Here is a 15,507-nt window from a genome sequence, read left to right as displayed (position 1 = left end):
AAGTGAGGTTTTATGGGGCATTCTGCTATTGCATTCATAATTGTTATTGGTGTTCTTGTTTTTATTCATGAATTTGGACACTTTATTGCGGCAAGATTATGTGGGGTGGGAGTTGACGTATTCTCCCTCGGGTTTGGGCCGAAAATTTTTAAAAAAAAATATGGTCGTACCCAGTATTGTCTGTCCGCCATACCCCTTGGCGGGTATGTTAAAATGGTGGGAGAAGAACCGGGAACTGCCATCGACCCTGAAGATATTAAGTTATCTTTTACTCATAAATCATTGTTGCAAAGAAGCATCATCGTTGCTGCAGGACCTTTGTTTAATTTTTTTCTTACTATTTTTATTTTTTATGTCCTTTACCAGTTTTCAGGAATTTATCTGGCTAAACCGGTTGTGGGTAAAGTCATGGAAGATACCCCAGCCTTAACAGCAGGAATAAAACCGGGAGATGTGATCAAAGAGATCAACCAAAACAAGATCGAATCATTTGAAGATATTGCCCGGATTATTGGTGAGGGTAATGGCGAACAATTAGATATTATTGTAGAGCGTGACACAGGACTCAAAGGGATTGTTCTTTCTCCAGCTCTAAGACCCGGCAAAAATCTGTTTGGCGAAGAAATTGAAAAATATGTCATTGGTATCGTTGGTACCGGAGAGTCTTTTAACAAAACTCTTAACCCTTTTCAGGCTATGTGGCGTTCTGTTAAGGATACTTACGGACTTGTAAAGTTAACCGTACTCTCTGTTGGGAAAATGCTCAGTGGGAGTATCTCGGCAAACAATCTGGGCGGTCCTTTGATGATTGCCCAAATAGCGGGCGAACAGGCAAAAGAAGGAATTATGAATTTTGTCTGGTTTATTGCACTGCTTTCCGTAAATCTTGGTATCATCAATCTTTTTCCGATTCCGGTATTAGATGGTGGTCATCTGTTATTTTTCGGTATTGAAGCAGTTACAGGCAAAGCTGTCAGTGATAAATTACGCGAAAAATTGATTCAATTCGGCGCAGCAGTGCTTGTAGCACTCATGGTTTTTGTTTTTTATAATGACATTCTTAGAATGTTCAATGGTGGGTAATATGATTTATTGTATTGAAATTGCTCTTAGAAAAGAGCTGAGGGATGCCGAAGGCACTTCTCTGATAAAAAAGGCGGATTCTTATTTTGGAATTAACATTCAAGAGGCGCGATGCATCAATATCGTGACCATTGAGTCAGGTCTTGATCATTCGCAGCTTCAAGTGGTAAAAGACGAAATTCTCACCAATCCTGTGACCCAGGTTTCAAGCTTAAAACCCCTGAGTATCGGCTTTCACTGGTGTATCTGGATTGGATTCAGACCGGGGGTAAAAGATAACCCCGGTGCAACGGCAATGGAAGCCGTTGCAGACCATTTGGGGAAAAGCTTTGGACCTGATGAGGGCATATATACGTCAAAACGATATTGTCTGAAAGGGGATACGCTTGTCCGTAAAGATGTAGAAAAACTGGCTTCCGAACTTTTATCAAACACTATTATTCAACAGTTCAAAGTTTTTTCCATTGATGAATGGAATAAGGATATCGGGGCTGATGTTAAACCTGCCAAGGTTATCCTTGATCATACTCCCTGTTTTGAAGTTATCAATATTGAGTCGGATGAACAGCTTGCAAAAATTTCAGATGAAAGAAACCTGGCATTGAATCCAAGGGATATTCCTGTGATTCGAGAGTATTTTCTGGATTCGAAAGTAATGGATTCCAGAAAAAAAGTGGGCCTTTGTGAACCGACTGATTTGGAACTGGAATACATTTCCCAGGCCAGAAGCGATCACTGCAATCATAATACCTTCCAGGGAATCTTCAGGTACAAGGATGCCTCGAACAATGAAGAAGTGATCGAAAACAGCCTGTTTAAAACCTATATTCAGGACCCAACGTTAAAGCTTAAAGATAAAAAAGAGTGGGTGGTCTCTGTATTGTGGGACAATGCAGGAGTTGGCAGGTTTGATGGTGAAAATAATTATGTGGTCACCGGAGAAACCCATAATTCACCCTCCAATATGGAAGCCTATGGCGGTGCGATAACAGGTATTGTAGGTGTTTACCGTGATCCCATGGGAACGGGACTTGGGTCCAAATTGTTCATGGGCAGTTTTGGGTATTGTGTGGGAGACATAAATTATAATGGCCCGTTAAAACCCCCGCTTCACCCCAGACGGCTTCTTGACGGCGTAATAGAAGGTGTAAAGGACGGGGGGAATAAAAGCGGTGTTCCCACTACCCTTGGCCAGACATTGTTCAATCCCGGATACATGGGCAAGAGCCTTGTATTTGTTACAGCTCTGGGAATAATGCCCAACCAGGTCAAGGGAAAGCCCAGCCATGAAAAGAAAACATCCCCCGGAGAACTGATTATCATGAGCGGCGGACGAGTTGGAAAAGACGGTATCCATGGGGTTACCGCCTCTTCGGAAAGTTATTCGGAGAATACACCCGCAGGGCATGTCCAGATTGGTGATCCCTATACCCAGAAAAAAATGCATGATTTTCTCTTAATCTGCCGTGATGAAGGGTTGATTCCGTTTATCACTGATAACGGCGGAGGCGGTCTGTCTTCATCCATTGGTGAATCCGCCATGATCTCCAACGGGTGTGTGGTCTGGCTGGATAAAGTGCCCTTGAAATATGAAGGGCTTGATATGTGGGAGATCTGGATTTCAGAGTCCCAGGAACGCATGACCATTGCCGTTAAACCTGAAAATCTGGGCCGGTTTATGGAACTTTCAGCAGAACATGCAGTTGAAAGTACCGTGATCGGAGAATATACGGATACAGGCAAGCTGCATATCAAATATAAGGATGAAACTTGTGCCTATGTGGATATGGATCTTCTGGATAAGGGATTTCCCTCCTGGGAATTTGATGCAACCTGGCTTTCTCCTGAAATCAGGGGTTTGACAGAACCGGTTATCAGTTCGCCATCTGATTTTAATAAATTGTTGCTTAAGCTGCTTGAGCGACCTAATCTATCTTCCAAAGAATGGATCCTCAGGCAGTATGATCACGAAGTTCAGGGCGGTTCCGTGATAAAACCCCTGGTGGGTGTTAAGCATAATATCCCGTCTGATGCCTCTGTGACGCGGCCGGTCCTTACATCCCAAAAGGGACTTGCTTTTTCACAAAGCCTTTTGCCCTGGTACTCAAAGATAGATGCTTATCATATGATGGCCTGCACCATTGACGAAGCTGTGAGAAGGGTGATGGCTGTGGGTGGTAATTTTGATCACATCGGCGGGTTAGATAATTTTTGCTGGCCAAACATACAATTTGATCCCAGGAAAAATCCGGATGGAACATTTAAGGCAGCCCAGCTTGTTCGCGCATGCCGGGCGTTGAAGGAGACGTGTGAAAAATACGAAATCCCTCTGTTATCCGGCAAAGACAGCATGTATGTGGACGGCCATCTTGTGGGTGAGTTTGGTGAAAGAGTTAAAGTCTCTGCGCTTGAAACCGTTCAGTTTTCAGCAACCTCTGTTATTGATGATATTTCAAAATGTGTGACCATGGACCCGAAGGTTTCGGGGGACCTTGTTTATGTATTGGGTGTTACCACCAATGAACTGGGAGCATCAGAATATTATGAGGCGTTTGATAAGACGGGCTTAAATGTTCCTCATGTTGATTTTGATAAATTTAAAGTGGTGTATAAGGCAGTTCAGACCGCCATTGAAAATGAACTTGTGGCATCCTGTCATGCGGTTGCAAGAGGCGGCCTTGGTGCTCATTTGTCTTACATAACAATGGCAGGGGGGCTTGGCCTTGAAGTTAATTTATCAGACCTTCCAATGGATGCGAGCCGTGGCGAGCTTTCTAACGAAACCGTATTGTTTTCAGAATCCGCCGGCAGGTTTATTGTTACGGTTTCTCCGGAAAACAAAAACTTTTTTGAAAAATTGTTCAAAGGGATGGCGGCAAGTTGCATAGGTTTCGTAACAGATCTGCATGATCGTTTGAAAATTTCAGCCTTGAACAAGGAAACACTGATAGACCTTTCAATGGAAGAACTTGAGAAAGCATTCAACAAAACCTTTGGAGACATGATATGAAAAAGGTTAACGCACTGATATTAACAGGGTTTGGATTAAATTGTGATAATGAAACAGCCCATGTGTTTGAGCTTGCCGGCGCTAATGCCCAAAAAATACATATAAATGCATTGGTGTCCGGGAAAATCAAACTGGAAGATTTCCATATCCTTGCCTTTGGCGGGGGGTTTTCATGGGGGGATGATCATGGTGCCGGCGTGATTCAGGCATTAAAGCTTAAAGATCATATTGGCAGCGATCTCTTGTCCTTTGTGGCTCAGGGGAAGCTTATCATCGGTATCTGTAACGGATTCCAGGCCCTGGTTAATTTAGGGTTGTTACCTGGGCTGGATAATGACTATACAAAGAGAACGGTTTGTCTTACATTTAATGACTGCGGGAACTTCAGGGATCAATGGGTCCATCTGGCTGCAAATCTTCAAAGCCCCTGTGTGTTTACAAAGGATATTCAAACGGCTGATTATCCGGTTCGTCATGGAGAGGGGAAATTTATTGCAGACCAGGAAGTGATTGATACCCTTTTGGCCAACAACCAGGTGGTGTTCAAGTATGCCGACATCCAGGGGGTACCGGCAAAGGGGGCCTTCCCATTAAATCCAAACGGTTCCATGGAGGATATCGCAGGTATCTGTGACCCTACAGGAAGAATTTTCGGTTTGATGCCACATCCCGAGGCCTATAATCATTTTACAAATCATCCGGATTGGACACGTAAGACTCAATTTCTTAAGAGAGAGGGCAAAACCCTTGATCAGGAGATGACCATAGGTGTCAACCTGTTTAAAAACGGGGTTGATTATATTAAAGAATATTTCTTTTAGAACCGGAGACGTGGGGAAAACTTGTGCTGGGAACAATTGTAAATTGCCTGACAATTATTGCAGGCAGCCTTGTCGGAATCCTGTTTAGAAATGGAATCCCGGAAAAATATAACCAGACGATAATGCAGGCCATCGGTCTTGCTGTTATTTTGGTTGGCATGAAAAGTGCTCTTGGGTGTAATGATCTTTTGATTATTATTATCAGTCTTGCCACAGGGTCTCTGATTGGAGAATGGATTGGCATTGAAAATTACCTTGAAGGGCTGGGAAAGTATCTTGAAACCAAATTTTCAAAAACATCCTCCAGTTTTTCAGCAGGATTTGTCACTGCCTCATTAATGTATTGTGTGGGTTCCATGGCTATTGTGGGATCACTTGAAAGTGGTCTTACCGGAAACCATGCCACCTTGTTTGCCAAAGCAACCCTTGATGGTATTGTCAGCATTATTTTAAGTTCATCCTTAGGCATCGGTGTGCTTTTTTCTGTAGTTCCGGTGCTGTTGTATCAAGGCTCCATTACCTTGATGGCAGGACTTATCAAACCATTGCTGATCCCGGCCGTTATCAGCCAGATGTCTGCAATCGGAGGCCTTTTAATCGTGGCGATTGGATTAAATATGATAAGGGAAAAGAAACTTAGAGTGGGGAATATGCTCCCGGCTATTTTTATTCCTTTAATCTATTTTCTTATTAAATCAGGATTAACGACGGGTATATAAGGCGACGAGAAGAACGAATAGAAAGCAAGAGTAAAATGAGAAATATTACACTCTATATTATTACTGTTCTAGTATGGGGTTCAACCTGGCTTGCCATTAAATATCAACTGGGTTCTGTGGATCCCATGGTATCTGTTATTTACAGGTTCGGGCTTGCAACAGCGCTGTTGATGATTTTTTGTTATGTGAAAGGGTTAAATCTTAAATTTTCCTTGAAAGAACATTTGTTTATGGCTCTTTTAGGCGTTTTGCTGTTCTCTGTTAACTACTGGCTTGTCTATGTAGCGGAGTTATATCTGACAAGCGGCCTTGTGGCTGTTCTGTTTTCCTCAATTGTATTTATGAATATTGCCAACGGATCTATCTTTCTTGGCACGGCAGTTGAAAGGAAAATGATTGCCGGGGCAGTCCTGGGGATTATCGGGATTATTATGATTTTTATGCCTGAAATAGAGGCTTTTGATTTATCCGATAAAGGGGTTTTTGGACTTTCTATTGGATTTATAAGTGTTCTTCTTGCCTCATTCGGTAATATTACATCAGCCAGGAATACCAAAAATAATATCCCGGTAATCCAGGCAAATGCATTTGGAATGGGATATGGGACCATCCTGCTGGCGTTGATTGCCTTAATTTTAGGCAAAGAGTTTTCCTTTACGGTCTCTATTCCTTATATCAGTTCGCTGTTCTATTTGTCCGTCTTCGGATCAATCATTGCATTTGGAAGTTATCTGACCCTTATCGGTTCCATAGGGGCTGACAAGGCATCTTATACTATTATGCTGGTTCCGTTGGTGGCATTGATCCTTTCAACGTTTTTTGAAGGGTATTCCTGGAATTTCTCATCAATTCTGGGCTTGTTACTCGTTGTTGGCGGCAATTTTCTGGCCTTGAGCAAACCACGGCTTTCTTCTGCCTGAGCCTTTAATTTATGATCAACACCCTTGCATATCGCAATGGATGTGTGTTAATTAGATTCGTTATGAAGCAGTATTTAATAGATGGGTTGGGGCTTGAAGATTACCGTAAATTAAAGACTTATCTGGATAAATATCTGGAATCCTCGCCCCTTGGTGGAATTTACTGGCTTGAACTGGACAAAGAATTATTAACACCCATTCAAAAAAATCATGAAGAGTGTTATCCCCATGTTTTTGCCTTGATGCTGGAAGAAACGTATCTATCTTGTGAATTTCTTGTAAGAATTAAAAAAAATATAAAATGCGATTGCATGGATTATGCAACAAGGGAGCAGCGTGACTGGCTCATCGACCAGGCGGATGCAATTCTTGAAAAACTTGATATTCGCATTTAATCATATTCCGGGGTACTCAAATGCTTAAAATTATTCCTCTCGGCGGGCTTGGCGAAATCGGTCTTAACATGATGGTGGTTGAATACGATGATGTCATATTCATCATTGATGCGGGACTTATGTTTCCTGAAGAATATATGCTGGGTGTGGATATTGTGATCCCGGCAATGGATTATATCAGGGAAAACCGTGATAAGATTCAGGCCATCATCCTCACCCATGCCCATGAAGATCATATCGGGGCTTTGCCTTACCTGTTAAAAGAAATCAGACTTCCTGTATATGGCACGGCTTTTACCTTGAGGATTATCAGAAATAAACTTGTTGAGTTTGATCTCAATAAATATATTGATTTAAACCTGGTCAATCCAGGGGAAACCCTTTCAATAGATCCCTTTGAAATAGAATTTATCCGTGTCAGTCACAGTACGGTTGATGGTGTCGGGCTTGCCATAAAAACCCCTGAAGGTGTGATTATTCATACCGGTGATTTTAGAATCAGCCATAATGCAGATAAGATGAAGAATACGGATATATCAAGGTTTGCAAGATTTGGTGAAGAAGGTGTTCTGGCATTGTTGTCGGATTCCACCAATGTAGAAGTCAAAGGGTATACAATGTCTGAGCAGGAGGTGTCAAAAAATCTTGAGAAACAGATTGCTGCTGCCGATGGCAGGGTGATTGTTGCCCTGTTTGCATCAAATGTATTCAGAATACAAGAGGTGATTGATATAGCCGTCCGTAATCATCGTAAGGTCATTTTCAATGGTCGGAGTATGGAGCAAATTGTTGCTGTGGCCACCGAACTTGGGCACATCCGGTGTCCTCCCAATACCACCCTGGATATAAAACAAATGGGTAAATACGGGGAAGATGGACTTATTATTATCACCACCGGCAGCCAGGGGGAGCCTATGTCGGCTCTGGTAAGGATGGCCTCGGGCATACACAAGCACGTTAAGGTTAAAAAGGGTGACACTGTGATTCTGTCATCCAAAGATATTCCGGGAAATGAAAAAGCCATTGCTAATATGATCAACAAGCTGTACCGCAGGGGTGCGGATGTGGTGTATTCAAAAATCGCACAGATCCATACATCCGGTCATGCCCATCAGGAAGAGCTTAAATTGATGCTGAATTTAACCAAACCCGAATATTTTATTCCTATTCACGGGGAATACCGCCATTTGGTAGTTCATGCCAGGCTGGCCGAAAAAATGGGTATGCCCCGGGAAAAGGTCATTGTGGCCGAGGATGGCAAGATCATTGCCTTTGATAAGAATGGCGGCGGGATAGAGGGCCGTGTCCGTACCGGCAGAGTCCTTGTTGACGGTAAAGGGATCGGTGATGTGGGAAGAAGTGTTTTAAAGGAGAGAAGAGAACTTTCAGAAGGCGGGCTTGTTGTGGTCACCATGGTTATTGATGAGGAGACCGGCGTTGTCCTTTACGGGCCGGAATTAATTTCAAAAGGGTTTGTCTTTGATTCTGCCACCGGATACCTGGTTGATGATGCCCAGTGTGTTATTCTTGAAATTGTAGAAGAGATAGAGGCAGGCCTTGAATCCCGAGTTGACCTGATCAGAAAAAAACTGCGAAAAGCCCTGAAACAATATTTTGCATTTACCATAAACCGCAGACCCTTAATTGTACCGGTAATTATTGAAGTATGAAAAAAGAACTCTACGGTATACTCCTTTTTTTCCTTATTGTCTTAACTGCGGTCAGCCTTTTTTCCTATCATATTTCAGATCCCTGTGTGGGGAATAATTTTTTCACCATTCCTGATCATATTCACAACGCTTTCGGACTTTTAGGCGCCCATCTTGCCGGTTCTTTTATCTTCGGGTTCGGGTTGGGTGCGTTTTGGATTCCGGTTATCCTGGGCTTTATCAGTGTCTGGTTATTAAAGGGAAGGTCGTTAAAAATAATCTGGCTGACACTGCTGGGCGGTCTTTTTTTAATGATTTGCACCGGCGGTATGTTTTTCCTTTTTAAAGACGACTATTCGGTTTTGAGTACAATTATCTCATCCGGTGGTGTCGTTGGAATCGCCTTTACTTCATTTTTGTTAAAATATACCAATATCACCGGCTGTATTATTATCCTGACGTTTTTCCTGATCATCGGCCTTATCCTTGCCACAGGGATATCCGTCATCTCTCTGGGACTGTTTTTAAGGCAGAAAACCATTGAACTTTTAAAAAGTATGAGAGAGAATTTTCAGGACGTTATTAATTTTTTCAAGGAAAAGTATAAGAAATGGCAGGAAAAAAGAGAGCAGGCCCAAAAAGAAATTGATATCACCCCTGTTTCCTTTAAGGGAGAGACCCTTATTAAAATTCCTGAAAATATTCCTGAAAGAGAAGCATTATCAGACCCTGAAGATATTTTTGACCCGGTCATAGTGGAACTGGAAGAAGACGATTCAGACTTTAAACCGGATGTGGGATTCGTTGATATCCGGGAAAAAGTTGAATTTAACCTGCCATTGATTTCATTTTTGAATGAGCAAAAAAAGGTTGAAAAAAACATTGATATAGACCTGTTGAAAGGGAAAGCCAAAATTCTGGAAAGCAAGCTTAATGATTTCAACGTATTTGGAGAGGTGGTTGAAATTCTGCCGGGTCCTGTGATTACAACCTTTGAGTATAAGCCGGCATCCGGAATCAAGATCAGTAAGATTGCCGGTTTGTCCGATGACCTGGCTCTGGCCTTGAGTGCCATAAGCATTCGAATCGTCGCACCTATCCCGGGCCGGGATGTTGTAGGGATTGAGATCCCCAATAAAGAAAGGGAAGTCGTTAATTTAAGGGAATTGATTGTTTCAAAAGAGTTTGTTCAGTCTTCATCCCTGCTGACCCTGGGGCTGGGAAAAGACCTTCTGGGCAGACCCCTGGTGACAAAAATGGATTCCATGCCCCATCTGTTGATCGCCGGCGCCACGGGAACAGGTAAGAGCGTGGGGCTAAACTCAATGATTATCAGCCTGCTGTACAAAGGCACACCCGATGATGTTAAAATGATCATGATCGATCCCAAAAGGATTGAGCTTTCCGTGTATAATGATATTCCTCATTTGATTTCCCCTGTGGTAACAGATATGAAAAAGGCAACCAATGCCCTTTTCTGGGCGGTCAGGGAGATGGAACGGCGGTATGAACTGCTGGAACAGGTAGGATTGAGAAATATTGTTCAGTATAACAATATGGTGATATCGAAAGATAACGCAAAGGGTGAAGACCCGGATGAAACCAATGAAGACCAGCTTAAAAAACTCCCCTATATCGTCGTGATCGTGGATGAGCTGGCAGATCTCATGATGGTGGCATCAAAAGACGTTGAGTTTGCATTGACCCGGCTTGCCCAGATGGCGAGGGCGGCAGGAATACATCTGATCGTAGCCACCCAGAGACCTTCTGTTGACGTGCTTACAGGAAGTATTAAAGCCAATTTTCCCACCCGGATTTCATTTCAGGTATCTTCCAAGGTTGATGCCAGAACTATCTTTGACGGCGGGGGACCTGAGAGCCTCTTAGGAAACGGGGATATGTTGTTCTGCCCGCCTGGGACAGGAAAGCTTGTCAGGATTCAGGGTGCCTATATTTCTGAAAAAGAGATCGCCAGGATTACAAAGTTTTTAAGAGCCCAGAAAGAGCCGGATTATATTGAAGAGATTACCATCGGTAACAGTGATGATGATGCCAAAAACTTTGATGCGTCTGACTATGATGAAAAATATGATGAAGCTGTTTCCCTGATCACCAAGACCCGTCAGGCATCCATCTCTTTTGTACAGCGTCGTCTTCGTATTGGTTATAACCGGGCGGCACGGCTGGTTGAAATGATGGAGTACGAAGGGATAGTAGGCCCTCAGATCGGTTCCAAACCCAGAGAAATACTTGTCAGAAGTTATGATGAAGATTGATTTTGATGTATGGGACAGTATTAAGGGCTTTATGGATGACGATGAAGCCAAAAGGCTTTACAGCATTGCTCTTAAAGCGGCAGTTAACGGCCCTGTCCTTGAAATAGGGAGTTATTGCGGCAAATCCGCCTATATTATTGGAGCCGCATGTAAAGAAAAAGACTCCATCCTCTTCTCCATTGACCATCATAAGGGATCCGAAGAGCAGCAGCCCGGAGAAGAATATTTTGACCCGGATCTGTTTGACCCGAAACTGTCAAGAGTGAATACATTCCCTTTTTTCCGGGAAACAATCACCCAGACATTCCTTGAAAATACAGTGGTGCCCATTGTTGCCACTTCACGTACAGCCGGGAAAATGTGGCAGACACCTGTTTCAATGCTGTTTATAGATGGGGGGCATTCCTTTGAGGCAGTCCACAATGATTATTTGACCTGGGCCTGCCATATTAAATCTAATGGGTTTCTGGTGATTCATGATATTTTCAAGAACCCGGAAAAAGGGGGACAGGCCCCATGGCAGGTCTATAAAATTGCTCTTGAATCAGGGCGGTATGAAGCGCTAGAAATGACAAAAACCTTAGGCGTTTTGAAAAAAAAATAAGGAATACTTCATTATGATCGAATCTGTTCTTGAAAAAATTAAAACATATTATCTTGAGATGCTCCCGTTTAACAAAGTTCTGGGCATAGACATTGATTTTCTTGATTATGAAACCGGCGAAGCCGTCACAAGTTTTAATATGACAAAAGATCTCATCGGAAATCCAACCGCTGGTATCCTGCACGGTGGGGTGACAGCATCTGTCATTGATTTAACCGGGGGACTCTCCGCATTCATCTCCTGTGCAAAATTTCATGAAGGCGAATCTCTTGATATCGTTGGGAAAAAACTGACATCCTCAGCTACCATAGATATGCGCGTGGATTATTTAAGGCCTGGCAAAGGAAAATCATTTCAATGCAAAAGCCGGATTATCAGAGCGGGTTCCAGAATTGTTGTTGCCAAAATAGACCTGTATAATGAGAAAGAAACCCGGATAGCCACCGGCACCGCAACCTATCTCATTGGTTGAAGCTTTTCTCAAATTCTAAGGAAACACCCTATGGAAAACAAACCAGTACGCTATGAAAAAAATAATAAAATCGGTCAGATTTCGTTCAATCGCCCTGATAACCTGAACAGCATGAATCAAGAAACGGTTTCGGCTTTCCAGAAAGTAATAGATCACATCAAGAATGACAGGGAATTGCGCTGTCTGATTATTACAGGGAGCGGTACAACATTTTGCGGTGGTGCTGATTTCAGGAGCGGGTTTGAAAAAAATGGCGGCCCCCGTTTAAATGAAGTTCTCATGGATTTCTACAGACCCTTTCTTGATATCGGAAATCTTAAAGTACCGGTTATTGCGGCAATCAACGGGCATGCAATTGGCGGAGGACTTGGAATTGCACTCATGTGTGATATCCGGGTCGCAAACAGAAAGGCAAAACTGGGTGCTACGTTTGCCCGCCTTGGGTTACATTCAGGCATGGCAGTATCTTATATTTTACCACGGCTGGTGGGCCTGGCAAAAGCCAACGAACTGCTGTTTACCGGCAAACTGATAACCGGTGAAGAGGCAGCTTTAACAGGTCTTGTAAATTATGCTGTCGACAAAGATAAGGTAATGGAAAAAGCAATGGCGCTTGCAGATGAAATTGCAAAGAGTGCCCCTGCCGCAGTTCAGATGATGAAACACTCCATATACAGAGGGCTTGACTGGGATCCTGTAAAAGCGGCTGAGATGGAAGCCCTTTATCAGGCCCGGACATTTGAAATGGAAGATGCAAAAGAAGGGATAAACGCGCTGTTTGAAAAACGAAACCCGAATTTTCAAGGCAAGTAGCTGACAGACTGAATAAAGATCTGCTGTCCGTGGAAATAAATCTTTTAATCCTAAAGTTCACAACTGTATCATGAATAAAATTTGTATTGTTGATAATTGGAGAGCTAAAGAAAAGTTACGTACAGGGATAATTATACTTGAGTTTGAGCTTGTTCAGATAGATCAAAATTTTATTTTAATAAAAACCATAATTTATTGATGACTTTAAAGTGAAAAAAAGATTTATTTTGATGATAAGTTTTCCTTAAAAGAAATGACATGATTTTTGACGCCAAATGAAATTATCTAAATGGGTAAGCAGCACTGAATAGATTGATGCAATATTTCTTTTAATTCATCGTTTCTAAATAGTCTTGGAATTAGTTGAGCCTTTAGCGAATTCTTACTTGTTACTGGACTATAAGCTTTCTTTTTTTGTTCATTACATAAATTTTTTAAATATCGATGAAATGATTCAAATAGAATTTTTCCAGGGAAATTGATACTTGCTTCCCATTGAGAGCACCATGAATTTTCGAACACCTCTTTACAAGTTTGAAAATCGACTCCCATTTCGGTTAATAATTGAGTTTGAAAAGCTTCTATTTTACTCTTAGATAATTGCCAATATCCATGATTTTGATTGATAAAAACTGAAGACCACTTATTCCTATTCCCGGCATATATTTTTTGGTAATAATATAATACAGGCATTAATTCCGTAAGGTTTTCAAGCCAATGTGTTTTTAATTCATCTAAAGAAAAAAGAGCTTCAATATCATTAATATTTAATTTTAACAAATTCGCTAAAAGTGGTATTACAACAGACTCGTTAAAAAAATAATTTTCAATAGAATATCGTTTTAATGGAAAAATGATAGGGTTATTTAAATCGTTGTTAAAATCGTCAAAATCCATGTCGAGAATAACTGATACATTTGTCGGACTCTCTGTTTCAATCCAATCTAAAATTTTGGGTTTTCCACCACCAAATACAGTAATAACCTTTTTATCAAATTCTATATTGTAGAATATTAAATCCATCAATTCAGAAAAAATTGACATGTCTGAGGCACCTTCTACAACCAAATATTGGTTGTTTTTATCCATCAAAACGCTAATCAAGTTTTCTTCAGGTGTTAATTGTGGGAATCTATGCATTTGTATAACACTTTTCAATATCAATTTTATTTGATTTCATCGCTATAATAGCAGGTGCATGAGTTGCAACTATTACTTGTGTGTTAGGTGACAAACGCCTAATTGATGACAGGATTTCTCTTTGCCATTCTAAATGCAAGGATAATTCTGGTTCATCGGCAATAAACGTTGAAATATCGCTTGGTGAAAAGCAAACCTTTCCTAAAATAGCGAATAAATGTTTTTCTCCTGATGATAATTTAGATATACCGATTTTACGTCTGTTATGGTAGAATTCGAACTCTCCTGAATCGTTGAAAGTAAATGTTTTGTTGTTAGCTAGAAAATTATTAATTTCATACTTAAATTTATCAAATGGATTCATTATACGCTGCTTTTGCGTATGAACATTTTGAATTTCTCTGATGGCTTCTTGAAATCTCATATTTATTCTTGCCGATGCTAATAAGTTAAAATATGCGGATGTATATTCGGCATTTGCATCGTCATATTTTTTTGCATCAGAATCCTTGTTCAATCCGCCAAGGTTCGCTTTTGATTCTATTAATCTCAATTTAAGATCTGTCCATGCTTTCTGACTTTCTCTTATTTTCCACTCAGGGATATTAAGATTCAAATCAGTAATTTGTGCTATCACAGAATCAACCTTTAAATCTTTCTCTTCAATGCCCCTTTCATTAAGAACCTTGTATACTATTGAAGTGGCAGCAGAGGTAGAACGACCTACTATCGTTTTGTCCAATAATAGCTTTTCGAAAATTACTGAACTTAACGATTCAAGCTGTCTAGCAATCTCTGATTGGGCAGATGCATATTGTCTAGAAAAATCTAATTGTAGTATTTCTAAAACTTTTATTGTTGGATCTGGAAAACTATCGTCTTTTTTATCAGAAGATTGCCATTGAGTATCCAATACATCACCCAGCAAGCCACTCGATGTAGAATGTCTCCATAATGGCACGTAAGTTAAGGAAACATGTTGATCTATAAAGTATTGCAATATCCATTTCGGTAGCATTTCTTTCTCAGGCCCATAAAGTGCCTGGGGACTTTCATTAGTGATAGAGTAGTTTTTATTTGCTTCCACTACATAGTGAATTTTGGGTGTATCGAGCTTAATTTCAAAGCGTTTGAAAAACAAATAATTAATTTTATGACCATCAAAAGAAACATTTAGGAATTTTTCAGGCTGTTTTTTACCATCGGGTGCAGTCAAAATAGATATAGAGGAAAAAGGTGTTTTGAATAGATCCTGAGAATTAATGAAGAGTGCATTAACAATTAGGTTAATCAACACCGTTTTCCCAGTGCCATTAACACCGAAGATACAATTGATAGATTGATCAAAGTCTATAACCAAGTCATTCTGTTGATCAAATAAATCTGTGACCCTTACTCGCCGGATATAATTTTTCAATTTTAATCCCCCAGTGAATGATGGATAATAGAAAATAAATATATAAATTCATGAATACTCTAATAATTAATAGTTAACAACCACCCCTAAAAAGGGTGGCATAATGGAGACCCTAAAAGGGTCAAGTTATTATTTCCAGAGACTCATTTGAGTCATCCTTTTTTCTTTATGATTTTGAAGCCTAACAT

At 41.0% G+C, this 15,507-nt stretch carries 13 protein-coding genes; 11 read left to right on the top strand and 2 right to left on the bottom strand.

Going from position 1 to position 15,507, the window contains the following annotated elements; all coding sequences use genetic code 11:
* Nucleotides 1–12: 12 nt before the first annotated feature.
* From rseP to HGJ91_RS02975, 11 genes are all read left to right on the top strand, one after another.
* Complete coding sequence (gene rseP / locus HGJ91_RS03025; protein WP_291346218.1) at nucleotides 13–1,083, top strand: RIP metalloprotease RseP; 1,071 nt, start codon at nucleotides 13–15, stop codon at nucleotides 1,081–1,083.
* Between the two features lies 1 nt (nucleotide 1,084).
* On the top strand, nucleotides 1,085–4,093 hold the full coding sequence (locus tag HGJ91_RS03020) for an AIR synthase-related protein (RefSeq protein WP_291346217.1): 3,009 nt from the start codon (nucleotides 1,085–1,087) through the stop codon (nucleotides 4,091–4,093).
* The gene (locus HGJ91_RS03015; RefSeq protein ID WP_291346216.1) at nucleotides 4,090–4,914 is read left to right on the top strand and encodes a phosphoribosylformylglycinamidine synthase subunit PurQ; all 825 of its coding nucleotides are present in this window, start codon (nucleotides 4,090–4,092) and stop codon (nucleotides 4,912–4,914) included. The genes HGJ91_RS03020 and HGJ91_RS03015 overlap by 4 nt, the downstream gene beginning before the upstream one ends.
* Nucleotides 4,915–4,937: 23 nt before the next feature.
* Nucleotides 4,938–5,633 (top strand): DUF554 domain-containing protein, encoded by a 696-nt coding sequence (locus HGJ91_RS03010; RefSeq protein ID WP_291346215.1) that lies wholly within the window; start codon nucleotides 4,938–4,940, stop codon nucleotides 5,631–5,633.
* 35 nt (nucleotides 5,634–5,668) lie between these two features.
* Nucleotides 5,669–6,553, top strand: a complete 885-nt coding sequence (locus HGJ91_RS03005) for a DMT family transporter (RefSeq protein ID WP_291346214.1) — start codon at nucleotides 5,669–5,671, stop codon at nucleotides 6,551–6,553.
* A 62-nt stretch (nucleotides 6,554–6,615) separates the two neighbouring features.
* Nucleotides 6,616–6,948, top strand: a complete 333-nt coding sequence (locus tag HGJ91_RS03000) for a hypothetical protein (protein ID WP_291346213.1) — start codon at nucleotides 6,616–6,618, stop codon at nucleotides 6,946–6,948.
* Nucleotides 6,949–6,968: 20 nt separating this feature from the next.
* Complete coding sequence (locus HGJ91_RS02995) at nucleotides 6,969–8,618, top strand: ribonuclease J (protein WP_291346212.1); 1,650 nt, start codon at nucleotides 6,969–6,971, stop codon at nucleotides 8,616–8,618.
* Nucleotides 8,615–10,873, top strand: coding sequence for a DNA translocase FtsK (locus tag HGJ91_RS02990; RefSeq protein ID WP_291346211.1), 2,259 nt, complete (start codon nucleotides 8,615–8,617; stop codon nucleotides 10,871–10,873). Before HGJ91_RS02995 ends, HGJ91_RS02990 begins: the two co-directional genes overlap by 4 nt.
* The gene (locus HGJ91_RS02985) at nucleotides 10,863–11,477 is read left to right on the top strand and encodes a class I SAM-dependent methyltransferase (protein ID WP_291346210.1); all 615 of its coding nucleotides are present in this window, start codon (nucleotides 10,863–10,865) and stop codon (nucleotides 11,475–11,477) included. The genes HGJ91_RS02990 and HGJ91_RS02985 overlap by 11 nt, the downstream gene beginning before the upstream one ends.
* Nucleotides 11,478–11,490: 13 nt before the next feature.
* Nucleotides 11,491–11,949 carry a thioesterase family protein gene (locus HGJ91_RS02980; protein ID WP_291346209.1) on the top strand — a complete coding sequence of 153 codons (459 nt, stop codon included), beginning with the start codon at nucleotides 11,491–11,493 and terminating at the stop codon, nucleotides 11,947–11,949.
* 30 nt (nucleotides 11,950–11,979) lie between these two features.
* Complete coding sequence (locus HGJ91_RS02975) at nucleotides 11,980–12,762, top strand: enoyl-CoA hydratase/isomerase family protein (protein WP_291346208.1); 783 nt, start codon at nucleotides 11,980–11,982, stop codon at nucleotides 12,760–12,762.
* A 285-nt stretch (nucleotides 12,763–13,047) separates the two neighbouring features.
* Here the strand turns inward: HGJ91_RS02975 and HGJ91_RS02970 are convergent, their stop codons facing one another.
* Together HGJ91_RS02970 and HGJ91_RS02965 are read right to left on the bottom strand one after the other, a co-directional pair.
* On the bottom strand, nucleotides 13,048–13,902 hold the full coding sequence (locus HGJ91_RS02970) for a DUF4435 domain-containing protein (protein WP_291346207.1): 855 nt from the start codon (nucleotides 13,900–13,902) through the stop codon (nucleotides 13,048–13,050).
* Nucleotides 13,895–15,319 carry an AAA family ATPase gene (locus HGJ91_RS02965; protein WP_291346206.1) on the bottom strand — a complete coding sequence of 475 codons (1,425 nt, stop codon included), beginning with the start codon at nucleotides 15,317–15,319 and terminating at the stop codon, nucleotides 13,895–13,897. The genes HGJ91_RS02970 and HGJ91_RS02965 overlap by 8 nt, the downstream gene beginning before the upstream one ends.
* Nucleotides 15,320–15,507 lie beyond the last annotated feature (188 nt).

It is taken from the genome of Desulfobacula sp. (assembly GCF_014237455.1).
Taxonomy (GTDB): domain Bacteria; phylum Desulfobacterota; class Desulfobacteria; order Desulfobacterales; family Desulfobacteraceae; genus Desulfobacula.
This window is presented reverse-complemented; position numbering and strand designations above follow the sequence as displayed.

Coding starts and splice junctions, on each gene's coding strand:
- HGJ91_RS02980 (WP_291346209.1), top strand. CDS start 11,491: ATGATCGAATCTGTTCTTGAAAAAATTAAAACATATTATCTTGAGATG.
- HGJ91_RS02975 (WP_291346208.1), top strand. CDS start 11,980: ATGGAAAACAAACCAGTACGCTATGAAAAAAATAATAAAATCGGTCAG.
- HGJ91_RS03005 (WP_291346214.1), top strand. CDS start 5,669: ATGAGAAATATTACACTCTATATTATTACTGTTCTAGTATGGGGTTCA.
- HGJ91_RS03015 (WP_291346216.1), top strand. CDS start 4,090: ATGAAAAAGGTTAACGCACTGATATTAACAGGGTTTGGATTAAATTGT.
- HGJ91_RS03000 (WP_291346213.1), top strand. CDS start 6,616: ATGAAGCAGTATTTAATAGATGGGTTGGGGCTTGAAGATTACCGTAAA.
- HGJ91_RS02990 (WP_291346211.1), top strand. CDS start 8,615: ATGAAAAAAGAACTCTACGGTATACTCCTTTTTTTCCTTATTGTCTTA.
- HGJ91_RS02995 (WP_291346212.1), top strand. CDS start 6,969: ATGCTTAAAATTATTCCTCTCGGCGGGCTTGGCGAAATCGGTCTTAAC.
- HGJ91_RS02985 (WP_291346210.1), top strand. CDS start 10,863: ATGAAGATTGATTTTGATGTATGGGACAGTATTAAGGGCTTTATGGAT.
- HGJ91_RS02970 (WP_291346207.1), bottom strand. CDS start 13,902: ATGCATAGATTCCCACAATTAACACCTGAAGAAAACTTGATTAGCGTT.
- rseP (WP_291346218.1), top strand. CDS start 13: ATGGGGCATTCTGCTATTGCATTCATAATTGTTATTGGTGTTCTTGTT.
- HGJ91_RS03020 (WP_291346217.1), top strand. CDS start 1,085: ATGATTTATTGTATTGAAATTGCTCTTAGAAAAGAGCTGAGGGATGCC.